Genomic DNA, 26,229 nt, shown 5'->3' with positions numbered 1-26,229 from the left:
GCGTGCCCGGCAGCGCTGGGGTCAGCGATGCCGGGCGTTTTTTATCTACTTCACCTGGGTGGTGGCGAAGTTATTAGTGGTGAGGGGGCTAATGTGATAGCCCTCTACGTTGGTGCGCATGGCCGTGAACACGCGAGTGTGCGCCATGCTGATCCATGGCTGGTCCTGATTGAAAATGGCCTGGGCTTGTTCGTAGAGCGCCGTGCGTTCGTCCGGGTTCACTTTAGCCCGTGCTTGGTCGATCAGCGCCTGGAACTTTTCATTGCACCAGCGAGCGTAGTTTTCGCCGTTCCTGGCCGCTTCGCAACTGAGCATGGGCGTCAGGAAATTATCCGGGTCGCCGTTGTCGCCAGCCCAGCCGGCGGACACCATGTCGTGCTCGCCGTTTTTCGCGCGTTTGAGCATTTCGCCCCATTCCATGACACGAATATCGATCTTGATCCCGACCTTGGCCAGGTCGGCCTGCATCATCTGTGCGCCGAGCATCGGGTTCGGGTTGGTCGGGCCGCCGCCGTTACGGGTGAACAGGGTAAAGGTGGTGCCTTCCGGTACGCCGGCGTCCTTGAGCAGGGCGCGAGCCTTGTCCAGATCACGCGGCGGATTGGTCAGTTTGTGGTTGTAGCCCAGCAGGGTGTCCGGGTACGGGTTGACCGCCACGGTCGCATTGCCCTTGCCGAACAACGCGTTGACGTACGCCGCCTTGTCGAAGGCGATGTCGATGGCTTTACGCACGCGCACGTCGCTCATGTACGGGCGGGCGGTGTTCATGGCGACATAGGACACGGTCATCGCGTTCAGCTCGTCAACCTTCAGGTTGGTGTCTTTCTTGATGCTCGGGATGTCATCCGGTTTCGGATACAGCGCGATCTGGCATTCGTTGGCCTTGAGCTTTTGCAGGCGCACGTTGTTGTCGGTGGCGATCGCCAGGATCAACGCATCGGCCGGTGGCTTGCCGAGGAAGTAATCCGGGTTGGCCTTGAAGCGGACTTGAGCGTCCTTGGCGTAACGCTGGAAGACGAATGGGCCGGTGCCAATCGGCTTGCTGTTCAGGTCGCCGGTCTTGTTGGCTTTGAGCAACTGATCGGCGTACTCAGCGGAGTAGATCGAGGAGAAGGCCATGGCGATGTCGGCCAGGAACGGCGCTTCACGGCGGGTCAGGGTGAATTTGACCGTGTTGTCGTCGACTTTCTCGACGCTTTTGAGCAGCTCTTTGAAGCCCATGCTTTCAAAGTACGGGAAGCCCACGCTCGACAGTTTGTGCCATGGGTGTTTCGGGTCCAACTGACGCTGGAAGCTCCAGACCACATCGTCGGCGTTCATGTCGCGGGTCGGCTTGAAGTAATCGGTGGTGTGAAACTGGACGCCTTTGCGCAGATGGAACGTATAGGTCAGGCCGTCATCGCTGATGTCCCACGACTCGGCCAGTGCCGGAACCACTTCGGTGGTGCCGGGCTTGAAGCCCACCAGACGGTTGAAGATGGTTTCGGACACCGCATCGCCTGTGACTGCAGTTGTGTACTGGACCATGTCGAAGCCTTCCGGGCTGGCTTCGGTACAGACCACCAAGGGTTTGGCCGAGGCGCCGACGGCGACACTCAGCAACGCGGCAGCGATGGCCGCTCGTAGGGGAAGCATTTTCATCTAGAGCCCTCTGCAATCGGTGAACAGAAAAACCAGACGGCCGACTCATCATGAGTCAGCCGCCGGCATGGGTTTTACAAAATGTTGAACGGGATGGTGGTCACGAGACGGAACTCGTTGATGCTGCCATCTGCCTGGTTTTCGCTGGCGCGGTGAGCGGTGTAGGTCGCGCGGATTGCGGTGGCCTTGAGTGGCCCGCTCTGCACGGCGTACGAAGCACCGATGCCATATTCGTAGTGATGTTCGCCGTCCTGGGACTGGATACCGTCGTAACCCTTGCCTGCTACGCCTTCGTTGCCGGTGTAGTGAGTGCCGTCGATGCCCCAGCCGCGAGCCTGGTAGATGTTGAACTTCAGGCCAGGTACGCCGTATTCAGCCATGTTCAGACCGTAGGCAATCTGGAAGGACTTCTCGTTCGGGCCGTTGAAGTCCGACAGCAGGGAGTTGGCCAGGTAGATGCCGTTGGTTTCATGCAGGTAATCGAAGTACTCGTTACCGTTAATTTCCTGGTAAGAGAAGGTCAGGCTGTGAGCCTGGTGGGTCAGGCCGAACGACAGGGAGTAGGTGTCGTTATCGATCTTGCCGATAAGGGCCTTACCTTCTTCCTGGGTTTTGTAGTAGTTCAGGCCAGTGGTCAGGCTCAGAATCGAGCTGTCGCCCAGCACATGGCTGGCGCCGAAGTAGTACTGGTTCCACAGGTCTTCAGCCTGGGTGCCCCACACACTGGTGGTCAGGCTGGCGAATGGCGTGTAAGTGATACCGGCCGTGTGGACGTGATCGGTTTCAACGATGCCGTTGGCGTATTCGGTGCGGAACTTGCGCTGGCTTTGTTCGGTTCGTGGCGAATTGCGATCGAACGTGCCGATGTCGAAGCTCAGGTTTTCCAGCTCTTCGCTGTGCAGGCTCACACCCTGGAAGCTTGAAGGCAATGCACGGTTACCGATGACATCGACCATCGGGCTGCTGAAGTTCTGGCGGCCGGCAGTAAGGGTGGTGTTGGACACGCGGGCCTTGACGTTAGCCAGGCCCAGCTTGCTCCACTGGTCGACGGCGTCGCCACCTTCCTCGGTCAGGGTTCGGTTATTGCCCGCGCCAGAACGAGTACCCGGTGCACCACCGTTATTGGACGCCAGATCCTTGCGATCACGATCCAGAGCAATAGCGTTGTAGGCCGCCACTTCGGTGCTGAAACCTACGGTGCCTTCGGTGAAACCGGAGTTGTACTTGAGGATAGTGCCTTGAACCCAGTTGATACGACGATCAGTCGGTGTCGATACACCGTTCTTCTTGTAGCTGAACTTGGCGCCGCGCTTCAGTTGCTCATTGGCGTACCAGTTACGCGTGCTGCCGGTGATCGATTGGCCTTCGACAAAGCCTGTGGCTTCACTCTGGGCACTTTTCTCTTTAACGGTAACCGGCGTGAACGCCTGGCTCTGGGATTCTGCGTACGCCGTGGCGGTCACGCTGCTGATGGCCAAGGCCAATAACGCGGTGCTGCTCAGTTTCATGGGTGAAGCTCCTTGTTTCTTTTTTATGCCGATCTTTTTTTGGTGATCGGCTATTTGGTTTGAACTCATTTCACGCAAAGCAAACGTTTGCTACAGGTCGGATTGGCGAATTACGGCAATACGCTTGCGTGGGGGCGCAAGCCCCCCAACGTTCTGGCTAATCGGTTATTGGTCGATACTGACGCCCGAGAACACGTTCCGACCGAAAGGACTCACCTTGAATCCTTCGACTTTGGCGCTCAACGGCTGGTTGACCGTCGAGTGGGCGACAGGCGTGATCGGCACTTGCTGCTTGAGCAATTGCTGAGCCTGTTTGTAGAGCACCGTGCGCTGGTCACGGTCGGTGACGACCTTGGCCTGCTTGATCAGCTTGTCGTAAGCCGGATCACACCACATGGAGTAGTTGTTGCCGCCAATGGCATCGCAGCTGTACAGCGTGCCGAGCCAGTTGTCCGGGTCACCATTGTCGCCGGTCCAGCCGATCAGGCTGATGTCGTGCTCGCCGTTCTTGGTGCGCTTGATGTACTCGCCCCATTCGTAGCTGACGATCTTGACCTTGAGGCCGATCTTCGCCCAATCCGCCTGGAGCATTTCGGCCATCAACTTGGCGTTGGGGTTGTACGGACGCTGAACCGGCATGGCCCAGAGGGTGATTTCGGTGCCTTCCTTGACGCCGGCGGCCTTGAGCAGTTCCTTGGCTTTTTCCGGGTTATAGGCGGCGTCCTTGACCGTATCGTCGTAGGACCATTGGGTCGGTGGCATGGCGTTTTGCGCCAGTTGACCGGCGCCTTGATAGACGGCGTTGAGAATGCCTTGCTTGTTAACCGCCATGTCCAGCGCCTGACGCACTTCGAGCTGATCGAACGGTTTGTGCCGCACGTTATAGGCGATGTAACCAAGGTTGAACCCGGGCTTTTCGATCAATTGCAGTTTCGGATCGTTTTTCAGCGCGGTCACGTCGGCGGGGCGTGGGTGCAGGGTGATCTGGCATTCGTTGGCCTTGAGTTTCTGCACGCGCACCGAGGCGTCGGTGTTGATGGCGAAAATCAGGTTGTCGAGCTTGACCCGGCTCGGGTCCCAGTACTGCTTGTTGCCGCTGTAACGGATGTTGGAATCTTTCTGGTAGCTCTTGAACACGAACGGGCCAGTGCCGATCGGCTTCTGGTTGATGTCGCTCGGCTTGCCGGAGGCCAGCAACTGATCGGCGTATTCGGCGGACAGGATCGCGGCGAAGCTCATGGCGATGTTCTGGATGAACGCGGCGTCGACACTGTTGAGCGTCATCACCACGGTCAGTGGCCCGGTCTTCTCGACCTTGGCGATGTTCTTGTTCAGGCTCATCCCGTTGAAATAAGGGAACTCTGTTGGATAAGCCTTGCGGAAGGGTTGCTGCGGATCGAGCATGCGATTGAAGGTAAAAAGCACGTCATCGGCGTTGAAATCGCGGGTCGGCGTGAAGTACTTGGTGGTATGAAATTTCACCCCGTCGCGCAGGTGAAAAGTGTATTTGAGGCCGTCCTCTGAAATGTCCCAGCTCGTTGCCAGGCCCGGTACGACGTTGGTGGCGCCTTTTTCAAATTCTGCCAATCGGTTGTACAGCGGTTCTGCGGCGTCGTTATCGGTCGCCGTGGTGTATTGCGCGGTATCGAAACCGGCGGGGCTGCCTTCGGAGCAGAACACCAGGCTGTTATTGGCGGCCTGGCCGATAGAAGTGACGGCCAGCAGGCCGGTGCCCAGCAATGCGGATAAAACCAAGGTATGGCGCATGACGCTCCCTCTTTTTGTAGTGTTTATTCAATGCGCCGCGACCCCGTCCGGGGATGTGTGGTGGCTGCATTGAGCTCAAACCAATACGGGCAGCAAACCGATAGCCACGCAATCGCTGGTCAGATCCCGACGGTAGGTGCCGTGGGTCTGGCAGTAAATGCGCTGAGTCCTAAAGACTCGTAGGAAAAGGCAACGCGTCCTAACCCCTGGCTGCGTCAGGCAGCGGATTAGGATGTAGGCAAATTCCTATCTTCTCGGCAGAAAAAAGCAGCGGCGCTGAAAACGTCGCCGCTGCCTTTTCTTATTTGCTGACGCTGACGCCGTAGAAGGAGTTCAAGCCAAACGGGCTGATCTTGAAGTCCTGCACGTTGTCGCGCATGGGTTGGAACACCGTCGAGTGAGCGATAGGTGTCATTGGAACAGCATCTTTGAGGACGTGTTGCGCCTGTTTGTACAGTTCGGTGCGCTTGGACTGATCGGTCGTGCGCTTGGCTTCTTTGACGATGCCGTCGAACTTCTTGTCGCACCACTTGGAGAAGTTGTTGCCTTGCAGCGAATCGCAGCCGAACAGCACGTTCAGCCAGTTGTCCGGGTCACCGTTGTCGCCGCTCCAGCCGATCAACATCGCGCCGTTTTCGCCGCCTTTGGAGCGCTTGATGTACTCGCCCCATTCGTAGGTGACAATCTTGGCCTTGATACCGATCTTGGCCCAGTCGGACTGGAGCATTTCGGCCATCAGCTTGGCGTTGGGGTTATAAGGGCGTTGCACCGGCATTGCCCACAGGTTGATCTCGGTGCCTTCCTTGATGCCGGCTTCCTTGAGCAGCTCCTTGGCTTTCTCAGGGTTGTACGGCGTGTCCTTGATGGTGGTGTCATAAGACCATTGGGTCGGTGGCATGGCGTTTACGGCCAGTTGGCCAGCACCCTGGTAAACCGAATCGATGATCTGCTGCTTGTTGACGGCCATGTCCAGTGCCTGACGCACTTTCAACTGAGCCATCGGGTTGGGCTGATCGCTGCCCTTGATCTTGTCCATCACGTTGTAGGCGATGTAACCCAGGTTGAAACCGGCCTGGTCAGGCACCTTCAGGGTTTTGTCTTCCTTCAACGCTTTCAGATCGGCCGGACGAGGGAACAGGGTGATCTGACACTCGTTCTTTTTCAGCTTCTGGATGCGTACAGACGGGTCGGTGGTGATGGCGAAGATCAGGTTGTCGATCTTCACGTCGTCAGGCTTCCAGTAGTCCTTGTTCCCGGTGTAGCGGATGTTGGAGTCTTTCTGGTAGCTCTTGAACACGAACGGGCCAGTACCGACCGGCTTCTGGTTGATGTCGGCGGCTTTGCCTTCCTTGAGCAGTTGGGCCGCATACTCGGCGGACTGGACCGAGGCGAAACTCATGGCCATGTTCTGGATGAACGCGGCATCCACTTCTTTGAGGGTGAACTTGACGGTGTGGTCATCGACTTTATCGATCTTGGTGATGTTGGTATCCATCCCCATGTCGGTGAAGTACGGGAATTCGGTAGGGTACGCCTTACGGAACGGATCATCCTTGTTAATCATGCGATTAAAGGTGAACAGCACGTCGTCGGCGTTGAACTCACGAGTTGGCTTGAAGTACGGGGTGGTGTGGAATTTGACGCCTTCACGCAGGTGGAAGGTGTAAGTCAGGCCGTCATCGGAAATGTCCCACTTGGTCGCCAGGCCAGGAACAACGGCGGTGCCGCCGCGCTCGAACTGGGTCAGGCGGTTGAACATGGTTTCTGCAGAGGCGTCGAAGTCGGTTCCGGTGGTGTACTGACCAGGATCGAAACCGGCCGGGCTCCCTTCGGAGCAAAACACCAGGTTAGTCGCAGCGAAGGCGAATGGTGCGCTGGCTAACAAGCTTGCGCCGACTAAAAACGGAATGACCGCGTGTTTAAGCATGGTGGCCTCATGATTTGTTGTCATTTTTGGAATTAGAGGACGACCTCGTGAGTCGACCTGCGGATACTTATGCAGGGGCCATACCCAATGCAAGATCCTGAATGGCTCCAAACCTTAAACAGTGGCACGAACGTACCTTAATGTCGCATATGTATAAATACTGACGCATTTGACCGTTTGCGCAGGTTTTTTACGGTGCAAATCGCGCACCGACACGGGGCAATCGGCGCATCTGGCGCACCCGGTTGGCGCCTGGTGTTACTTATTTATACTCACGCCAGAAGGGTGTAAGGCCGAACGGGCTGATCTTGAAGTCGGTGACTTCCTTGCGCAGTGGCTGGAACACTGTCGAAATCGCAATCGGTTAATCGGCTTGCACACCGCTCCACTGTAGGAGCGAGGCTGACCGCGAAGGCGGCCTGACAGCCGACCAATCTATCGCGGGTATACACAACCTCACGTAGGAGCTGCCGAAGGCTGCGATCTTTTGATCTTGTTTTTTAAGATCAAAAGATCGCAGCCTCGTTTCACTCGGCAGCTCCTACAGTAATCTGTGTCAGATGAGCATTCGGCGTCAGACGTGAGATTGATCGTTCCCACGTTCCCGCGTGGGAACGCCGCCAGGGACGCTCCGCGTTGCGCTTTTGAATGTTTAACGGGTGTGTCAGAACTCAGACCTTTCCCACGCAATTTTCAGGTTGTCGGTCGGAAGTGGGCCCAATAACCTTTGGCTGTCGCTGACAACTCAGCGATCGGGTGTGAGAGCCCGGCAACTTATGGTCATCCAGTGTCTGTACACGCATAATCGCCGCCAGCTTATTGCTGCCTGCAAATGCGTTATGGCGGCTGTGTGCGGGCGGACTTCGGTCCGGCCGGGTGTCCATAACCGGTCTTCTCACCTCGCACATAGCCGCCACCTCTTCGCCGTGTGAGAAGCGGCAAGTGGAGGCTCCAATGCTGGAGAAATTTTTCAATGGACAAATTAATCCCGGACCCACCCTTCAACACCACCACCCCCAACGCCGAAGCTACGCGTACCGAAGAGCTGCTCAAAGACCGCGAAGCTATAAAACGTGCGCTCGACTACTACCTCGATCCGCCCAAACCTTACGCCGCAAAACCACGTCGCCCCAGCACGATGTTCCTGGTTTCCCCGGGCAGCGATACTGAAAGTCTTCTGGCTCAAGCTTGTGAGTCATTGGCCTCGGCCAGTGTCCTGGCCAGCGATTTCGCTACCCACCTGATCGGACCGCAGCGCAATACAGTGTTGGCGATTCAACAGATCATCATGTTGGCGGAGTTGGCAGTGAACCGGGCGTTGGATAACGTCGATCCGCAGGTGTAGGCAGGCGTTCGGTCAAGTTGACCGTGTCATCGTTCTTCGCGAGCAAGCCCGCTCCCACAGTTGATTTGTGTCGTACACGGAATTTGTGAACGACGATGAAAAACTGTGGGAGCGGGCTTGCTCGCGAAGGCGGCGGATCAGTCACTACAAAATTGACTGACCCAACGCAACATCAAGGCATCAACACTTCAATCGCCCCATCCGCCGTCATGCTGACCTGACTGGTACCCGCTTCAACTTCCGGGGTCACGGGCGCTGAATCCATGGCCGCGGCTTTCATCATCATTGGCCCGCGCATGTACGGTTGTGGATAACCGTTGCTGTTGAGGTTCAGGTTGACGATTTTGTAGCTCTTGCCGCCCAGGGCGTCGGTGGCCAGTTGGGCGCGGGACTTGAAGGCGGTCACGGCTTCTTTGAGCAGGGCGTCTTCGCTGGCCTTGCGGGTTGGCGTCGCGATGGCGAAGTCCATGCCGCCCATTTTCAGGTCGGTGAGCAGTTCGCCGGTGAGTTTGGAGAGGGCGGCGAAGTCCGAGCTTTCCAGGCGCAGTTCGGCGCGTTCACGCCAGCCGGTGATTTTCTGGCCTTTGGTGTCGTAGATCGGGTAGCTGTTGCGGCTGCCCTGGCGCAGGGTGATGTCTTTGACTTCTTTAGCCTGGGCCAGTGCCTTGTTCATGGTGGTGCTGACGTCGGCGGCGAGTTTGGCCGGGTCGCTGTTTTGCGCTTCGGTGTAGAGGGTCACGATCATCAGGTCGCGGGCCACTTCCTGGCTGACTTCGGCGCGCAGGGAGATCTGGTTATAATGCAGTTCGTCGACGGCCAGGGCTGGAAGGCTGGCGACGGTGCCAACGCTTAAGGCAAGAAGGGCGGCGCTGCGGCGCAGTGTGTGCATGAAAAGCTCCTTGGACGATGCGCAGGGGTTCAGGTCCGAACCTGCGTGAAACCATCAGACTCTAGCTTCAATGGTCCGGTTCGCACAGTTACAACTTCTATACAGATAATCAGCAGGTGGCTGCTTCGCAGCCAATCGCGGGCAAGCCACGCTCCCACAGGGGAACGCATTCCAATGTGGGAGCGTGGCTTGCCCGCGAAGGCGTCCTTATAGACGCAGCAATCCTTTCTGCCATGTGGTCGTTTGCCGCACTTTCGCCTCTCGGGCCCGCGGCTTGGTTATACTCCGTGCGATCCGCCTGGAGCGCTCATCAGGAGAGCTCATGCTCGCCCCCGTTCAAATCACTTCCGCCACTCGTCAGAACCTCTGGCGGCTCACGTTCATCCGCACCTTGGTGCTGGCCGCTCAAGCCGGTTCTGTAGGGCTGGCCTACTGGTTCGACCTGCTGCCGTTGCCGTGGGTGCAACTGGCAATGACCCTGGGTTGCTCGATGCTGCTGTGCGCGTTCACGGCGGTTCGTCTGCGCACGTCGTGGCCGGTGACCGAGCTCGAATACGCCTTGCAACTGGCCTGTGACCTGTTTATCCACAGTGCCTTGCTGTACTTCTCCGGCGGCTCGACCAATCCGTTCGTCTCTTATTATCTGGTGCCATTGACCATCGCTGCCGTGACGCTGCCGTGGCGCTATTCGGTGATTCTGTCGGGTATCGCCCTGACGCTGTATACGTTGCTGCTGGCGCAGTTCTATCCGTTGGAAACGTTTCCGATCGCCCGGGAAAACCTGCAGATCTACGGCATGTGGCTGAGCTTCGCCCTTGCGGCGGCGGTGATCACGTTCTTCGCCGCCCGCATGGCCGAGGAGCTGCGACGTCAGGAGGAGTTGCGTGCCATTCGTCGCGAAGAAGGCCTGCGCGATCAGCAATTACTGGCCGTCGCGACCCAGGCGGCGGGTGCCGCCCATGAACTGGGCACACCGCTGGCGACCATGAGCGTGCTGCTCAAGGAAATGCGCCAGGACCATCCCGACCCGCTATTGCAGGAGGATTTGAGCGTGTTGCAGGATCAGGTCAAACTCTGCAAAGAAACCTTGCAGCAGTTGGTCCGGGCGGCGGAAGCCAATCGTCGCCTGGCGGTGGAGATGCAGGACGTCACCGACTGGCTCGACGAAGCCCTGAACCGCTGGCACCTGATGCGTCCGGAAGCCAGTTATCGCTTTCAGCGCCTGGGCCAGGGGACCGTGCCGCGCATGGCGCCACCGCCGGATTTGACTCAGGCACTGCTGAATTTGCTGAACAACGCCGCCGATGCGTGCCCCGAAGGCTTGCAAGTGACCCTGGACTGGAATGCCGAGGACGTGACCATCAGCATTCGCGACCATGGCGCCGGTGTGCCACTGGCTATTGCCGAGCAGATTGGCAAACCGTTTTTTACCACCAAGGGCAAAGGTTTCGGCCTGGGCCTGTTTTTGAGCAAGGCCAGCGTGACACGCGCCGGCGGCTCAGTGAAACTCTACAGTCATGAGGAAGGTGGCACGCTTACCGAGCTGCGCCTGCCCCGTGTCGCCCGAGGAGACGAACATGAGTGACGAGATCCAAGTCGAAGGCGAAGAACTGCCGCATTTGCTGCTGGTAGACGACGACGCAACCTTCACCCGCGTGATGGCCCGCGCCATGGCCCGCCGCGGGTTTCGCGTCAGCACAGCAGGTTCCGCCGAAGAAGGCCTGACCATCGCCCAGGCCGACATTCCGGATTACGCCGCCCTGGATCTGAAAATGGACGGCGATTCGGGCCTGGTGTTGCTGCCCAAGCTGCTCGAGCTCGACCCGGAAATGCGCGTGGTGATCCTCACCGGTTATTCGAGCATTGCCACCGCCGTCGAGGCGATCAAGCGTGGCGCCTGCAATTACCTGTGCAAACCGGCGGACGCCGATGACGTGCTGGCCGCATTACTCTCCGAGCACGCCGACCTCGACACTCTGGTGCCGGAAAACCCGATGTCCGTGGACCGTCTCCAGTGGGAGCACATCCAGCGCGTATTGACCGAGCACGAAGGCAACATCTCCGCTACCGCCCGCGCCTTGGGCATGCACCGCCGCACGTTGCAGCGCAAACTGCAGAAGCGCCCGGTCCGTCGCTGAACGGACGCTGAACGATTGTCGCCAGCCCTCGCGATAACACGAACCGATCATTTATGATCGGCTCGTGTGTGTTCTTTTCTTTATCGAGCCTTATCCATGAATCAGAACGCTGAATATCGCGCGGTCAACGATGCTGTGCGCGGGCAGTTTTTTCGCAAAGTCTGGGCGATGACCACGCCGTACTGGCATAGCGAAGAGAAGGGCAAGGCCTGGACATTGCTGATCGCGGTGATCGCGCTGTCATTGTTCAGCGTGGCGATTTCGGTGTGGATCAACAGTTGGTACAAGGATTTCTACAACGCCCTGCAGAGGAAGGATGACGCGGCGTTCTGGCAACTGATCCTGTATTTTTGCGGCATCGCTGCCGTGGCGATTCTCGGCGCGGTGTACCGGCTTTATCTGACTCAGATGCTGACCATTCGCTGGCGGGCCTGGCTCACCGAGAAGCACTTTACCCGCTGGCTCGCCAACAAGAATTACTACCAGCTGGAGCAGGGCGGTTACACCGATAACCCGGACCAGCGGATTTCCGAAGACCTCAACAAGTTCACTACCAATACCTTGGGCCTGGGCCTTGGTCTGATCCGTAACATCGTCAGCCTGGTGTCGTTCTCGATCATTTTGTGGGGCGTGTCGGGCAGTATCGAAGTGCTTGGCTTCACGATCCCCGGCTACATGTTCTGGTGCGCGCTGGTTTATGCCGCCGTCGGCAGTTGGCTGACGCATGTGATCGGTCGTCGCTTGATCGGCCTCAACAACAACCAGCAACGTTTCGAAGCCGACTTGCGTTTCTCCATGGTGCGGGTCCGCGAGAATGCCGAAAGCATTGCGCTGTACAATGGCGAGCCCAACGAGAATCGTCGTTTGAGCAGCCGTTTCGGGCTGGTCTGGCACAACTTCTGGGACATCATGAAGGTGTCCAAGCGCCTGACCTTCTTCACCTCCGGTTATGCCCAGATCGCAATCATCTTCCCGTTCATGGTCGCGGCGCCGCGTTACTTCGCCGGCAAGATCGAACTGGGTGAACTGATGCAAATCAACTCCGCGTTCGGCAATGTCCAAGAGAACTTCAGCTGGTTCATCAGCGCGTACCAGGACCTCGCCGAGTGGCGTGCGACCTGTGATCGCTTGCTGAGTTTCCGTCAGGCCATGTCCGACAACGAAGAGCGCGCACCGGCCATCGATGTGCAAAACCAGGGCACGGCGTTGAAGGTGCAAAACCTTGGCCTTGACCTCGCTGACGGTCGTCATTTGCTGACCAACGCCGACATGACGGTGGAGGAGGGCGAGCGCGTTATGCTAAGCGGTCGTTCCGGCAGCGGCAAATCAACGTTGCTGCGGGCGATGGGGCACCTTTGGCCGGCTGGCCACGGCAGCATCCGTCTGCCCACGGGGCGGTATCTGTTCCTGCCGCAAAAACCCTATCTGCCGATCGGCACCCTGCGCGAGGTGCTGAGTTATCCACAGCCGGGCGACACCTACCCGCACGAGCGCTACGTCCACGTGCTGGAAACCTGCCGCTTGCCGCACCTGGTTTCGCGTCTGGATGAAGCCAATCACTGGCAGCGCATGCTCTCGCCAGGCGAACAGCAACGTTTGGCCTTCGCTCGTGCGCTGTTGTATGCGCCGCAATGGTTGTACATGGATGAAGCCACTTCGGCGATGGATGAAGAGGATGAGGCGTCGCTCTATCAGGCGTTGATTGATGAGTTGCCGGGGCTGAGTATCGTCAGCGTCGGCCATCGCAGCAGCCTGAAGCGTTTCCACCCACGGCATGTGCGCATCGAGAATGGCCATCTGGTGGACCAGACCGTGACTGCCTGAACACCACACCCCTCGTAGGAGCTGCCGAAGGCTGCGATCTTTTGATTTTGCTTTTAAGATCAAGATCAAAAGATCGCAGCCTTTGGCAGCTCCTACAAGGGAATGTGCGCCGACGGTGATCGTACAACTCGCATGCGCTATGATGCGGCTTCAGCCAGATTTTCGAGACAGACGTTCACCATGGAAAACCCGATCGACGCACCTCGCCTCCCTCGCAAGCGCCGCAGCCTCGCTCAGGAACTGGTGACGGTGCTGTCCGAGCAGATCCGCGACGGTCACCTCAAGCGTGGCGACAAGTTGCCCACCGAGTCAGCGATCATGGATGCCCATGGCGTCAGTCGCACCGTGGTGCGCGAAGCGATTTCCCGTTTGCAGGCCGCAGGCCAGGTCGAAACCCGTCATGGCATCGGCACCTTCGTGCTCGATACCCCGAGCCCGAGCGGTTTCCGTATCGATCCGGCGACCGTGGTGACCTTGCGCGATGTGCTGGCAATTCTGGAATTGCGCATCAGCCTGGAAGTGGAATCCGCCGGCCTTGCCGCGCAACGTCGCACTCCTGAGCAGTTGGCGTTGATGCGAGCGGCGCTGGATGCGCTGAATGAAAGTGTCTCCCATGCCAGCGATGCGGTGGCTTCCGACTTCCAGTTCCACCTGCAAATCGCCCTGGCGACGGGCAACCGCTATTTCACCGACATCATGACCCACCTGGGCACCAGCATCATTCCGCGAACGCGCCTGAACTCCGCGCGCCTGGCCCATGATGATCAGCAGCACTATATGAGTCGTTTGAGCCGTGAGCATGAAGAGATTTACGACGCGATTGCCCGCCAGGATTCCGATGCGGCGCGTGCGGCCATGCGGCTGCATTTGACGAATAGTCGCGAGCGGTTGCGCCAGGCCCATGAAGAGGCCCAGGCGCAGCGGGGATAGGTTTGCAGGTTAAGTGATTTGCTGCCTGATAGATCGCCTTCGCGAGCAAGCCCGCTCCCACACTTGATCCCGGTTGTTCAAAAAAAATGCGTTCACCGAAGATCCAATGTGGGAGCGGGCTTGCTCGCGAAAGGGCCGGCGGCCATCTCGCAGTAGCTTCAGCCAGTCCTCAAAATCGAACGATCCACCCTCACCGCCAACCCGGCAGCCCCAGGTTTGGCATCGAAAACCGCATGCCCGTGTTCATCCACAAGCGCCCGGGCAATCGGCAAACCCTTCGACAGCAACTCCAGCGGCGCACCTTTCAGCGATTGGCCCGAGGCCAGTTCCAGCTTCAATTTGATAGTCATCAGTGATCTCCTTATCAGGCATTGGCCGCTGAATTCAGCGCGCCAGTTGGTTGGTAGTCCTTGAGCAGCAGGTACGTGCTCCAGCCCCACCAGTCGTCCACGGTGGCGGTGTCGTTCAAGTTGTTGACGTCCTTGCGGCGCAATACCTTGTCGCCCTCGACCTTGAACAGTGGCGAGAAATTGCCGGTCGGGTTCAGAACCGCTTGCAGGTCGGGCAGCCTTTTCAACGCAGCAAAGCTGCCGGCCAATGGAGCAGTGCCACTGAGGTACGTCGCGAACACTTCATCCGCAGACACTTGAACCGCTTGATTCACCTGGGCGCGATTGGCGCTATCGATGGCGTCGAAGTAGCGCTTGTCGCCGTAGGCGTGCCAGCGATCGCCGTTGCCATTGCTCACGTTGAGGCCGAATTTGCTGTCTTCATCGTGCATGAAGCGGGTAATCAACGAGCCGAGATCACTGGGCGTGACCACTGCCGCTAACTGTTTGCGCGGTACTCGCAGGTGACCGGCGGAAAACAGGTCGGTCAGAGAGTGATCGGCAAAAGCGTTCATCGCATAGGCCAGCTCCAACTGCTTTTCATCACCGCTGTTGTGGGCCAGCACTGCTTGTTGCAGCGCTGCCGTGTGCCCGGCGATGTAAGCCAGTAACGCCCATTCGGCAAAGTGGTCAGCATTGTTGGCAGCCAGTTTCAGATAGCGCCCCAACGGGAACAGCGCCGAGACGAAACTGCCACCGCCGGTGATCTTGTTCCACTCTTCCGACAACGTATCACCCAAGGCGTCATAAGCCTCATGAGGCTCTTTACCGTCCCTGATCGCTTGATGGATGGCGGCGATTTCTTTCTGCATGACACCGAGGATCAACTTCGCCTCGGCGTTTGAGGCCGGCAGAACCGCCAGGGAATTGAAAGCGTTGGTAAAGCGCTGGATTCGGTCCGCCGCTGTTGCGCCTTCGCAGATCGGTTGGTCGGGAATTCCATAAAAATCACCCCCCAGCGCAATCACTTGCCCATAGGTCAATGCCAGGCCATTGGGCAGATGCAATTCCACCTGAGAGGCTGGTATGGCAGGCGCATCCTTGACGAAGCGCAGCAGGGTGCTGTCGCCGATCGCGGTATGTTCTGCACCTTCAAACCTCAGCTGCGGTGCGCCTTTCAGCGTATTTTTCGTTGGCGTCGGCAGCGTGCCCTGGCGCTGCTGCTTGAGGCCGTGATGGCTGCCGGCGGTGAGTTTAAGCGTGTCGCCATTGCCAGAAAGGGCGATGCCGTGTTCGGTAAAAAGATCATCCAGATCGGCGATGATCTGTCGGGTATTTTCCTTCGATTGTGCGTGTACACCTGACATTTCTAGCTCCTTGATATGTCGTAGGTAGAATCAAATCTAACTGTATGCATATACAGTTATCTGGATCATAGATGAGAAATTTCCTCCGTCAAGGGATTACTTTTTCCGACGCAAACTTTGCGGCTCACGATGAAATGCAGTTGACGATTGTATTTTAAGTTGTACGATGACCTACAACTTCGGCGAAGGCTGAACGGTTTCCTCACACAACGTTGCTACCCAGGGTGTTCGAATAATGAATCCACAAGAACTGAAGTCCATCCTCTCTTCCGGCCTGCTGTCTTTCCCGGTCACCGACTTCAATGCTCAGGGCGATTTCCATCGCGCGGGCTACATCAAACGTCTCGAATGGCTGGCCCCATACGGCGCCTCGGCATTGTTCGCCGCGGGCGGCACCGGTGAGTTCTTCTCTCTGGCGGCCAGCGAATATTCGGAAATCATCAAGACTGCCGTCGATACCTGCGCCACCAGCGTGCCGATTCTTGCCGGCGTAGGCGGCGCCACCCGCCAGGCCATCGAATACGCTCAGGAAGCCGAGCGTCTGGGCGCCAAAGGCCTGTTGCTGCTGCCGCACTACCTGACCGAAGCCAGCCAGGATGGTGTTGCCGACCACGTTGAAGCGGTATGCAAATCGGTAAAAATCGGCGTGGTGGTTTACAACCGCAACGTCTGCCGCCTGACCGCTCCCTTGCTGGAACGTCTGGCCGAGCGCTGCCCGAACCTGATCGGTTACAAGGATGGCCTGGGCGATATCGAGTTGATGGTGTCGATCCGTCGCCGTCTCGGTGATCGTTTCAGCTACCTGGGCGGTTTGCCGACCGCTGAAGTCTACGCCGCGGCTTACAAGGCGCTGGGCGTGCCGGTTTACTCCTCGGCGGTGTTCAACTTCATCCCGAAAACCGCAATGGATTTCTACCACGCCATTGCTCGCGAAGATCACGCCACCGTCGGCAAGATCATCGACGACTTCTTCCTGCCGTACCTGGACATCCGTAACCGCAAGGCCGGTTACGCCGTGAGCATCGTCAAGGCCGGGGCGAAAATCGCGGGTTTCGACGCTGGCCCTGTGCGTGCGCCGCTGACCGATCTGACGGGCGAAGAGTACGAAATGCTCGCCGCGCTGATCGACAAGCAAGGTGCGCAATAACACTCGATAAAACCAAGGCCGCTGAGCAATCAGCGGCTTTTTGCGTGAGGAGATCTTCAAGTGGCTGATGCAAAGCGTTACGACAACTACATCAATGGCGAATGGGTGGCGGGCAGTGATTACTGCGCCAACATCAACCCCTCCGAGCTGACCGATACCCTCGGCGATTACGCCAAGGCTGATTTGGCCCAGGTCCACGCCGCCATCGACGCCGCCCGCGCCGCGTTCCCGGCCTGGTCCACTTCGGGCATTCAGGCACGTCACGATTCGCTGGATAAAGTCGGCAGCGAGATCCTCGCCCGTCGCGAAGAACTCGGCACCTTGCTGGCCCGGGAAGAGGGCAAGACCCTACCCGAAGCCATCGGCGAAGTGACTCGCGCCGGTAACATCTTCAAGTTCTTCGCCGGTGAATGCCTGCGCCTGTCCGGCGACTATTTGCCGTCGGTGCGTCCGGGCGTCAACGTCGAAGTGACCCGCGAAGCATTGGGTGTGGTCGGCCTGATCACCCCGTGGAACTTCCCGATCGCGATCCCGGCGTGGAAAATCGCACCGGCTCTGGCTTACGGCAACTGCGTGGTGCTCAAACCTGCGGACCTGGTTCCAGGTTGCGCCTGGGCGCTGGCGGAAATCATCTCCCGCGCAGGCTTCCCGGCCGGCGTGTTCAACCTGGTGATGGGCAGCGGTCGGGTGGTTGGCGATGCGCTGGTGCAGAGCCCGAAAGTTGATGGCATCAGCTTCACTGGCTCCGTCGGTGTCGGTCGGCAGATCGCCGTCAGCTGCGTGTCGCGCCAAGCGAAAGTGCAGCTGGAAATGGGCGGCAAGAACCCGCAGATCATTCTCGATGACGCCGATCTCAAGCAAGCGGTCGAGCTGTCGGTACAGAGCGCGTTCTACTCCACCGGGCAGCGTTGCACCGCATCGAGCCGCTTCATCGTCACCGCCGGGATTCACGACAAATTCGTCGAAGCCATGACCGAGCGCATGAAGTCGATCAAGGTTGGCCACGCGCTGAAAACCGGCACTGATATCGGTCCGGTCGTCTCGCAGGCTCAGCTTGAACAGGACATGAGGTACATCGACATCGGCCAGTCCGAAGGTGCGCGTCTGGTCAGTGGCGGTGGTCTGGTGACGTGTGAAACCGAAGGCTACTTCCTCGCGCCGACGCTGTTTGCCGACAGCACAGCAGCGATGCGCATCAGCCGCGAAGAAATCTTCGGCCCGGTGGCCAACATCGTTCGCGTCGCCGATTACGAGGCAGCGCTGGCCATGGCCAACGACACCGAGTTCGGCCTGTCAGCGGGTATCGCCACCACGTCGCTGAAGTACGCCAGCCACTTCAAGCGCCACTCCCAGGCCGGGATGGTGATGGTCAACCTGCCGACCGCCGGCGTGGATTACCACGTTCCGTTCGGTGGGCGTAAAGGTTCATCCTATGGCTCACGTGAGCAAGGTCGCTATGCACAAGAGTTTTATACGGTCGTGAAGACCAGCTACATCGGCTCCTGACAGGAAACACCGCGGTATCGGCATCGATACCGCAACCCTCGCGGGATTGTGGGACTGTAGGAACTGTCGAGTGAAACGAGGCTGCGATCTTTTGATCTTAAAAACAAAGATCGCAGCCTCGTTTCACTCGACAGCTCCTACGGCCCCTACAGCCCCTACGGGGAACACAACAGTTTCACCCGCGCATAAAAATAATCAGTGGGAGTACATCTACAATGCAATCGACCAAGCCGACTCACGTCCGCTATTTGATCCTGCTCATGCTGTTTTTGGTGACCACGATCAACTACGCCGACCGGGCCACCATCGCAATCGCCGGCTCTAGCCTGCAAAAAGACCTCGGCATCGACGCGGTCACCCTCGGTTATATCTTCTCCGCATTCGGTTGGGCCTACGTGGCCGGGCAAATTCCCGGTGGCTGGCTGCTGGACCGTTTCGGTTCGAAAAAAATCTACGCGCTGAGCATCTTCACCTGGTCGCTGTTCACTGTGCTGCAAGGCTATGTCGGTGAGTTCGGCATGTCCACGGCGGTGGTTGCGCTGTTCATGCTGCGCTTTTTGGTGGGCCTGGCCGAAGCGCCATCCTTCCCCGGCAACGCACGCATCGTGGCGGCCTGGTTCCCGACCGCTGAACGCGGCACAGCGTCTGCGATCTTCAACTCGGCGCAATACTTCGCCACTGTGTTGTTCGCACCGCTAATGGGCTGGATCGTCTACAGCTTCGGCTGGCAGCACGTGTTCATCGTCATGGGGCTGATCGGCATCGTCTTTTCAGGGATCTGGCTGAAGGTGATCTACAGCCCGCGTCAGCACCCGATGATCAACGACGCCGAATTCAAGCACATCGCCGACAATGGCGGCATGGTCGATATGGACCAGGACCAGGACAAGGGCAAAGGCAAAAAAGGCGACGGTCCGAAGTGGGACTACATCCGCCAGCTGCTGACCAACCGCATGATGCTCGGCGTGTATCTGGGCCAGTACTGCATCAACGGCATCACCTACTTCTTCCTCACCTGGTTCCCGGTGTACCTGGTGCAGGAGCGCGGCATGACCATCCTCAAGGCTGGTTTCATTGCCTCGCTGCCGGCGATCTGCGGGTTTATCGGTGGTGTGCTCGGCGGGGTGATTTCTGATTACCTGCTGCGCAAAGGTCACTCGCTGACCTTCGCCCGCAAGGCGCCGATCATCGCCGGCCTGCTGGTTTCCAGTAGCATCGTGGCCTGCAACTATGTGGACGTGGAATGGATGGTCGTCGGCTTCATGGCCCTGGCCTTCTTCGGCAAAGGCGTGGGCGCGTTGGGCTGGGCGGTGGTGTCCGACACCTCGCCGAAACAGATCGCCGGTCTCAGCGGTGGCCTGTTCAACACCTTCGGCAACATTGCGTCGATCACCACGCCAATCGTTATCGGCTACATCATCAGCTCCACCGGCTCGTTCAAATGGGCGCTGGTGTTCGTCGGTTGCAATGCGCTGGTTGCAGTCTTCAGCTATCTGGTGATCGTTGGCCCGATCAAGCGTGTGGTACTCAAAGAGCCGCCTGTCAGCGGTCCTGAAACCAACAGTAAATTGTCCGAAGCGCATTCCTGAGGAGCGGCGTCATGCAGTTGATTGAACATTCCGACTCGCCGCGCTACATCCGCCTGCACGAGCGGGACAATGTGGTGATCGTGGTCAATGATCAGGGCGTACCGGCCGGTACGGAATTCCCCGATGGCCTGGTCACCGTGGATTTCGTGCCGCAGAGCCACAAGGTCACCCTCGAGGACATTCCCGAGGGTGGCCAGGTGATTCGTTACGGCCAGACCATTGGGTATGCGTTGCAGCCAATTCCTCGCGGCAGCTGGGTCAAGGAAGATCAACTGCGCATGCCGACGGCGCCGCCACTGGACAGCCTGCCGCTGTCCACCGAAGTGCCGGCCGCGCAGGCACCGCTGGAAGGCTTCACCTTCGAGGGTTATCGCAACGCCGACGGCACCGTCGGCACGCGCAACATTCTTGGCATCACCACCACCGTGCAGTGCGTTACCGGCGTGCTGGATCACGCCGTGAAACGCATCAAGGACGAGTTGCTGCCCAAGTATCCGCACGTCGATGACGTGGTGGCGCTGACCCACAGTTACGGCTGCGGCGTGGCGATCACCGCCACCGACGCGTACATCCCGATCCGCACCGTGCGCAATCTGGCGCGCAACCCGAACCTGGGTGGCGAAGCGTTGGTGATCAGCCTGGGCTGTGAGAAATTGCAGGCCGGGCAGGTGATGCACGAAAACGATAGCTCGGTGGATTTGAGCGATCCATGGTTGTACCGCTTGCAGGATTCCAGTCACGGTTTCACCGAGATGATCGAGCAGATCATGGCGCTGGCCGAGACTCGTTTGAAGAAGCTCGACCTGCGTCGTCGGGAAACCGTGCCGGCGTCCGAGCTGATCCTCGGCATGCAGTGCGGCGGCAGCGATGCGTTCTCTGGCATCACTGCCAATCCGGCGCTAGGTTACGCCTCGGACCTGTTGCTGCGGGCCGGTGCGACGGTGATGTTTTCCGAAGTCACCGAAGTGCGCGACGCGATTTACTTGCTGACGTCCCGCGCCGAAACCGAGGAAGTGGCTCAGGAACTGGTGCGGGAGATGGACTGGTACGACCGTTACCTGGCCAAGGGCGAAGCGGATCGCAGTGCCAACACCACGCCGGGGAACAAGAAGGGCGGGTTGTCGAACATTGTCGAGAAGTCGCTGGGCTCGATCGTCAAGTCCGGCAGCAGCGCGATCAATGGGGTACTGGGCCCGGGCGAGCGCTTCAAGCACAAAGGGCTGATTTTCTGCGCGACCCCGGCCAGCGATTTTGTCTGCGGGACGTTGCAGTTGGCGGCGGGGATGAACCTGCACGTATTCACCACCGGGCGGGGGACCCCTTATGGGTTGGCGATGGCACCGGTGGTGAAGGTATCGACCCGCACGGAACTGGCGCAACGCTGGCCGGATTTGATCGATATCGATGCCGGGCGAATTGCTACCGGGCGAGCGTCGATTGAAGAGCTTGGCTGGGAGTTGTTCCACTACTACCTGGACGTGGCCAGTGGCAAGAAACAGACGTGGGCCGAGCAGCATAAGCTGCACAACGACATCACCTTGTTCAATCCTGCGCCGATCACCTGATCCTGTGGCGAGGGAGCTTGCTCCCGCTGGGGCGCGAAGCGGCCCCAAAGTGGGCCTGCTGCGCAGTCCAGCGGGAGCAAGCTCCCTCGCCACAGGTTACTCATCGCCTGCTGGTCTACCAGACGCCGGAGTCCCCAGTGGCTTATCATTAGCCCCCTAACGACGTCCACCCAAGGTTCCCCCCGGCATGCTGGCTATTTTCCTCGAAACCCTGAACATCACCGCGCCGGTGTTTGCCATGCTGTTTCTGGGGGCGCTGCTCAAGCGCATCGACTGGATCAACGACAACTTCATTCATACCGCGTCGGCCCTGGTGTTCAACGTCACCATGCCGGCGTTGCTGTTTCTGGGCATCTTGCATGCCGACCTGCATGCCGCGCTGCAACCGGCGCTGCTGATCTATTTCTCGATTGCCACACTGATGTCTTTTGCGATTGCCTGGGGCTGGGCGATCTGGAAATGCCCGCGGGAAGACCGGGGCATCTACACCCAAGGTGCGTTTCGCGGTAACAACGGCGTTATCGGCCTGGCACTGGCGGCGAGCATGTACGGCGACTATGGGATTTCCCTCGGGGCCATTCTCGCGGCGTTGGTGATCCTGTTCTACAACACGCTCTCGACCATCGTGCTGGCTGTCTACAGCCCGGTGATCAAGTCTGACCCGTGGAGCATCTGCAAGAGCGTGATGGTTAACCCGCTGATCATCAGCGTGTTGGCGGCGACGCCGTTTGCGTATTTCAAGATCGGTTTGCCGGGATGGCTGGAAACGTCCGGCCAGTATCTGGCACAAACCACCTTGCCGTTGGCGTTGATCTGCATCGGCGGCACGTTGTCGCTGGCGGCGATGCGCAAAAGCGGCACGATGGCGCTCAGTTCAAGCCTGGTGAAGATGATCGGTCTGCCGGTGCTGGCGACACTCGGTGCCTGGCTCTGGGGTTTTCGCGGGGCGGAGTTGGGGATTCTGTTTCTGTACTTCGGCAGCCCCACCGCGGCGGCCAGTTTCGTCATGGCGCGGCAGGCCAATGGCAATCATGAATTGGCGGCAGCGATCATCGTGATTACCACGCTGATGGCGGCGGTTACCACCAACGTCGGGATCTTTTTGTTGCAGTGGGGTGGGTGGGCGTAGGAGCTGCCGAAGGCTGCGATCTTTTGATCTTGATTTTTGGCGTGCTCGAAGGTGACAAAGATCAAAAGATCGCAGCCTTCGGCAGCTCCTACAAGGCTGTGATCTTTTTCAATGCGGCGAAATTACTCCGGCTTCTGGTAGCTATCAATCACTTCCTGCGCCGCCCGAAACGCATCGATCGCCGCAGGCACGCCGGCATACACCGCGCAATGCAGCAGCGCCTCGCGAATTTCTTCCACGGTGCAGCCGTTGTTCAGCGCGCCACGCACGTGGCCTTTCAGTTCTTGCGGGCACTTCAACGCGGTCAGCGCGGCGAGGGTGATCAGGCTGCGGGTTTTCAGCGGCAGACCTTCACGGTTCCACACACCGCCCCAGGCGTGTTCGTTGACGAAGTCCTGCAGCGGCTGGGTGAACTCGGTAGCGTTGCCCAAGGCGCGGTCGACGAAAGCGTCGCCCATCACTTGGCGGCGGACTTCAACCCCAGACTTTTTATCAGTGCTCATGGCAATTCCCTCTTGTGGTGTTGTCGACGCCAGGCGCGTAGCGAGGTGAACAGCAAATACGCTCCCAGCGCCGGCAGGACGTAAAACAGCATCAGGTGTTCAAGCTTGCCGGCCAGCGGCATCCCGGTGGTGAACGACACCACGTGCAGCCCATAGGCCAGGTACAAACCCAAGAACAATAGGCCTTCGGCGCGCGTCAGGCGGTAGCCGGAATAGAACACCGGCAGGCACAACACCGCGACACCGAGCATCACCGGCAGGTCGAAATCCAAAGCATTCGGCGAGACTGACAGTGGCGACGGCGCGATCAAAGCGGTCAGCCCGAGCACGCCCAAGAGGTTGAGCAGATTGCTGCCGATTACGTTGCCCACCGCGATGTCCCGCTGACCGCGCAACGCGGCGATCAACGAAGTGGCCAGCTCCGGCAGGGACGTGCTGACGGCGACGATCGTCAGGCCGATGATCCGCTCCGACAACCCAAGGTCGGTCGCGACCGCCACCGCGGCGCCGAGCAGCAAGTGCCCGGCGAACACCAGCATCACCAGCCCGGCAATTATCATCAGCACGCTGCCGAACCAGGACGCCTGTCCTGCGTCATGTGCGCCCGATGGCGGACGGGCCGAATGCCGCGACTGGCGCAGCAGCAAACCCAGATACAGCACCAGCGCGGCCAGCAGCAGCATGCCGTCGAACCGGTTCAGTTCTTCGTTCCATGCCAGTACGAACACCAGCAGGCTGGCGCCGATCATCAGCGGAATGTCCAGGCGCACCAATTGCCGCGAAACCCGCAGCGGAATAATCAGCGCCGAGAGCCCGAGGGTGACGAGGATGTTGAAGATGCTGCTGCCGATCACGCTACCGACGGCGATGTCGGCGTTTTGCGCCAGAGTGGCTTGCAGGCTGACCGCCATCTGCGGTGCGCTGCTGCCGAGGGCCACGATGGTCAGGCCGATGATCAGCGGCCGCACATGCAGTCGCGCGGCCAGGCGCACGGCGGCGCGCACCATCAGCTCGGCGCCGGCAATCAGTAAAAACAGACCGCTGAACAATTCAATCACGCTGATCAGGGGTAAATCGGCCAGTCCGAAAATAGTCAGCGCTCCATTTATCAGTCGTCGAGGGCTTGCACGCGAACTTTAGCGGTGCCACTGCGCAGCATGCCCAACTGTTCGGCCGCTTCACGTGACACGTCGATCAGGCGCCCACGCGAGTATGGCCCGCGGTCGTTGATGCGCACCACGCAGGATCTGTCGTTATTCAGGTTGGTAATCTTTACCCGGGTGCCGAATGGCAACTGGCGGTGGGCGGCGGTCAGGCCGTGCTGGTTGAAACGCTCGCCGCTGGCGGTGCGTTTGCCATGGTGTTTGGCGCCGTAATACGAAGCTACGCCGGCCTTGTCGTAGCCGTGTGGATCGATGTTATCCGTACTGGCGCAACCGGCCAGCAGAGAGAGCAGGGCGCAGGCACTGAGCAGACGCTTCATTTAAAAGGCTCCCAAAATAAATGTGGCGAGGGAGCTTGCTCCCGCTCGGCCGCGAAGCGGTCGCAAAATCGGCTGATGCATTCTTGCTGAAAGAATGCGGTTGCCCATTTGGGTCTGCTTCGCAGACCAGCGGGAGCAAGCTCCCTCGCCACAGGGAATGGAGCCAATATTTAGAACTGGCTCCATTCTCATCAGCCTTCGAGCTTGCTTTTAAGCAGTTCGTTGACCTGTTGCGGGTTGGCCTTGCCTTTGGAGGCTTTCATGGCCTGGCCGACGAAGAAACCGAACATTTTGCCGCGCTTGGCTTCGTCTGCCGCGCGGTATTGTTCGACTTGCTCGGTGTTGGCCGCGAGCATTTCGTCCAGCACCGCCGAGATCGCGCCGGTGTCGGTCACTTGCTTGAGGCCGCGCTTGTAGATGATCTCGTCCGCGCTGCCTTCGCCGTTGGCCATGGCTTCAAACACCACCTTGGCGATTTTGCCGGAGATGGTGTTGTCCTTGATGCGCAGCAGCATGCCGCCCAGTTGCTCGGCCGAAACCGGCGACTGGTCGATGTCCAGGCCTTGCTTGTTCAACAGGCTGCCCAGTTCAACCATCACCCAGTTAGCCGCCAGTTTGGCATCGCCACTGATGCTCACCACTTTCTCGAAGTAATCGGCTTGCTCGCGGCTGGTGGCCAGGACGCTGGCGTCGTACACCGACAGACCGAACTGTTCCTGGAAGCGCTCGCGTTTCTGTGGTGGCAGTTCTGGCAGAGTGGCGCGCACGTCGTCGAGGAACGAGTCTTCGATGACCACCGGCAACAGGTCCGGATCGGGGAAGTAACGATAGTCGTTGGCTTCCTCTTTGCTGCGCATCGGACGGGTTTCGTCCTTGTTCGGATCGTACAGACGGGTCTGCTGAATCACTTTGCCGCCGTCTTCGATCAGCTCGATCTGACGTTGCACTTCGGTGTTGATCGCCTTCTCGATGAAGCGGAACGAGTTGACGTTCTTGATCTCGCAGCGTGTACCGAATTCAACCTGACCCTTTGGACGGATCGACACGTTGCAGTCGCAACGCAGCGAACCTTCGGCCATGTTGCCGTCACAGATTCCCAGGTAACGCACCAGTGCATGGATTGCCTTGACGTAAGCCACGGCTTCCTTGGCGCTGCGCATGTCCGGCTCGGAAACGATCTCCAGCAACGGCGTGCCGGCGCGGTTCAGGTCGATGCCGGTGGCACCGTTGAACTCTTCGTGCAGGCTTTTACCGGCGTCTTCTTCCAGGTGCGCGCGGGTGATGCCGACGCGTTTGACCGTGCCGTCTTCCAGCGCGATGTCCAGGTGGCCCTTGCCGACGATCGGCAATTCCATCTGGCTGATCTGGTAGCCCTTGGGCAGGTCCGGGTAGAAATAGTTTTTGCGGGCGAACACGTTGTGCTGGCCGATCTCGGCATCGATGGCCAGACCGAACATCACCGCCATGCGCACCGCTTCCTGGTTCAGCACCGGCAATACGCCAGGCATACCCAGGTCAACCAGGCTGGCCTGGGTGTTCGGCTCGGAACCGAAAGTGGTGGAGCTACCGGAAAAGATTTTCGACCGGGTGGTGAGCTGGGTATGAATCTCCAGCCCGATCACGACTTCCCATTGCATGTGTT

21 protein-coding genes are annotated in these 26,229 nt (G+C 59.0%); 10 read left to right on the top strand and 11 right to left on the bottom strand.

The features are described from left to right. Positions 1-45: 45 nt before the first annotated feature. From ABH909_RS28105 to ABH909_RS28090, 4 genes are all read right to left on the bottom strand, one after another. Positions 46-1,641 carry an ABC transporter substrate-binding protein gene (locus ABH909_RS28105; RefSeq protein WP_429439444.1) on the bottom strand — a complete coding sequence of 532 codons (1,596 nt, stop codon included), beginning with the start codon at positions 1,639-1,641 and terminating at the stop codon, positions 46-48. A gap of 74 nt (positions 1,642-1,715) precedes the next feature. Beyond that, positions 1,716-3,149 (bottom strand): OprD family porin, encoded by a 1,434-nt coding sequence (locus ABH909_RS28100; protein ID WP_429439441.1) that lies wholly within the window; start codon positions 3,147-3,149, stop codon positions 1,716-1,718. A gap of 165 nt (positions 3,150-3,314) precedes the next feature. Beyond that, positions 3,315-4,916: an ABC transporter substrate-binding protein gene (locus ABH909_RS28095; protein WP_429439438.1), complete on the bottom strand. Its 1,602-nt coding sequence runs from the start codon at positions 4,914-4,916 to the stop codon at positions 3,315-3,317. Positions 4,917-5,217: 301 nt separating this feature from the next. Next, positions 5,218-6,843 (bottom strand): ABC transporter substrate-binding protein, encoded by a 1,626-nt coding sequence (locus ABH909_RS28090; protein WP_429439435.1) that lies wholly within the window; start codon positions 6,841-6,843, stop codon positions 5,218-5,220. 973 nt (positions 6,844-7,816) lie between these two features. Between ABH909_RS28090 and ABH909_RS28085 the strand changes: the two genes are divergently transcribed. After that, positions 7,817-8,188, top strand: coding sequence for a DUF6124 family protein (locus ABH909_RS28085; RefSeq protein WP_429439432.1), 372 nt, complete (start codon positions 7,817-7,819; stop codon positions 8,186-8,188). Positions 8,189-8,360: 172 nt separating this feature from the next. Here ABH909_RS28085 and ABH909_RS28080 read toward each other — a convergent pair whose 3' ends face one another. Then, positions 8,361-9,077: an SIMPL domain-containing protein gene (locus tag ABH909_RS28080; RefSeq protein ID WP_429439429.1), complete on the bottom strand. Its 717-nt coding sequence runs from the start codon at positions 9,075-9,077 to the stop codon at positions 8,361-8,363. Positions 9,078-9,399: 322 nt separating this feature from the next. Here ABH909_RS28080 and ABH909_RS28075 point away from each other — a divergent pair, with 322 nt between their 5' ends. The 4 genes from ABH909_RS28075 (at position 9,400) to ABH909_RS28060 (ending at position 13,969) form a co-directional block, all read left to right on the top strand. After that, positions 9,400-10,662, top strand: a complete 1,263-nt coding sequence (locus ABH909_RS28075; protein ID WP_095631260.1) for an ATP-binding protein — start codon at positions 9,400-9,402, stop codon at positions 10,660-10,662. Next, positions 10,655-11,215 (top strand): response regulator transcription factor, encoded by a 561-nt coding sequence (locus tag ABH909_RS28070; RefSeq protein WP_007901386.1) that lies wholly within the window; start codon positions 10,655-10,657, stop codon positions 11,213-11,215. The genes ABH909_RS28075 and ABH909_RS28070 overlap by 8 nt, the downstream gene beginning before the upstream one ends. A gap of 96 nt (positions 11,216-11,311) precedes the next feature. Beyond that, positions 11,312-13,039 carry an ABC transporter ATP-binding protein/permease gene (locus ABH909_RS28065; protein ID WP_429439425.1) on the top strand — a complete coding sequence of 576 codons (1,728 nt, stop codon included), beginning with the start codon at positions 11,312-11,314 and terminating at the stop codon, positions 13,037-13,039. Between the two features lie 180 nt (positions 13,040-13,219). Continuing rightward, complete coding sequence (locus tag ABH909_RS28060) at positions 13,220-13,969, top strand: FadR/GntR family transcriptional regulator (protein WP_008067294.1); 750 nt, start codon at positions 13,220-13,222, stop codon at positions 13,967-13,969. Positions 13,970-14,127: 158 nt separating this feature from the next. Here the strand turns inward: ABH909_RS28060 and ABH909_RS28055 are convergent, their stop codons facing one another. Beyond that, positions 14,128-14,319 (bottom strand): hypothetical protein, encoded by a 192-nt coding sequence (locus ABH909_RS28055; RefSeq protein WP_429439422.1) that lies wholly within the window; start codon positions 14,317-14,319, stop codon positions 14,128-14,130. Between the two features lie 14 nt (positions 14,320-14,333). Beyond that, positions 14,334-15,665 (bottom strand): phospholipase, encoded by a 1,332-nt coding sequence (locus ABH909_RS28050; protein WP_429439419.1) that lies wholly within the window; start codon positions 15,663-15,665, stop codon positions 14,334-14,336. Between the two features lie 235 nt (positions 15,666-15,900). Between ABH909_RS28050 and kdgD the strand changes: the two genes are divergently transcribed. The 5 genes from kdgD to ABH909_RS28025 all read left to right on the top strand — a co-directional run bounded on the left by kdgD (position 15,901) and on the right by ABH909_RS28025 (position 22,601). Next, entirely contained in the window at positions 15,901-16,812 is a 912-nt protein-coding gene (gene kdgD / locus ABH909_RS28045; RefSeq protein ID WP_192346260.1) for a 5-dehydro-4-deoxyglucarate dehydratase, read from the top strand. A gap of 60 nt (positions 16,813-16,872) precedes the next feature. Next, positions 16,873-18,318 (top strand): aldehyde dehydrogenase family protein, encoded by a 1,446-nt coding sequence (locus ABH909_RS28040; protein ID WP_429439417.1) that lies wholly within the window; start codon positions 16,873-16,875, stop codon positions 18,316-18,318. Positions 18,319-18,533: 215 nt separating this feature from the next. Beyond that, a complete protein-coding gene (locus tag ABH909_RS28035) occupies positions 18,534-19,907 on the top strand; it encodes an MFS transporter (protein ID WP_429439414.1) in 1,374 nt (457 codons plus the stop codon). 11 nt (positions 19,908-19,918) lie between these two features. Further along, positions 19,919-21,472: a galactarate dehydratase gene (garD, locus tag ABH909_RS28030; RefSeq protein WP_429439411.1), complete on the top strand. Its 1,554-nt coding sequence runs from the start codon at positions 19,919-19,921 to the stop codon at positions 21,470-21,472. Between the two features lie 187 nt (positions 21,473-21,659). Then, positions 21,660-22,601 carry an AEC family transporter gene (locus ABH909_RS28025; protein ID WP_429439408.1) on the top strand — a complete coding sequence of 314 codons (942 nt, stop codon included), beginning with the start codon at positions 21,660-21,662 and terminating at the stop codon, positions 22,599-22,601. A gap of 122 nt (positions 22,602-22,723) precedes the next feature. Here ABH909_RS28025 and ABH909_RS28020 read toward each other — a convergent pair whose 3' ends face one another. The 4 genes from ABH909_RS28020 to gatB form a co-directional block, all read right to left on the bottom strand. Then, positions 22,724-23,104, bottom strand: a complete 381-nt coding sequence (locus tag ABH909_RS28020; protein WP_253553289.1) for a carboxymuconolactone decarboxylase family protein — start codon at positions 23,102-23,104, stop codon at positions 22,724-22,726. Continuing rightward, positions 23,101-24,162 (bottom strand): calcium/sodium antiporter, encoded by a 1,062-nt coding sequence (locus tag ABH909_RS28015; protein WP_429439405.1) that lies wholly within the window; start codon positions 24,160-24,162, stop codon positions 23,101-23,103. Before ABH909_RS28015 ends, ABH909_RS28020 begins: the two co-directional genes overlap by 4 nt. 50 nt (positions 24,163-24,212) lie before the next feature. Further along, positions 24,213-24,587 carry a septal ring lytic transglycosylase RlpA family protein gene (locus ABH909_RS28010; protein ID WP_429439402.1) on the bottom strand — a complete coding sequence of 125 codons (375 nt, stop codon included), beginning with the start codon at positions 24,585-24,587 and terminating at the stop codon, positions 24,213-24,215. Between the two features lie 191 nt (positions 24,588-24,778). Next, complete coding sequence (gene gatB, locus ABH909_RS28005; RefSeq protein ID WP_429439399.1) at positions 24,779-26,224, bottom strand: Asp-tRNA(Asn)/Glu-tRNA(Gln) amidotransferase subunit GatB; 1,446 nt, start codon at positions 26,222-26,224, stop codon at positions 24,779-24,781. Positions 26,225-26,229 lie beyond the last annotated feature (5 nt).

The organism is Pseudomonas sp. BS3782 TE3695 (assembly GCF_050435305.1).
Lineage (GTDB): Bacteria > Pseudomonadota > Gammaproteobacteria > Pseudomonadales > Pseudomonadaceae > Aquipseudomonas.
This window is presented reverse-complemented; position numbering and strand designations above follow the sequence as displayed.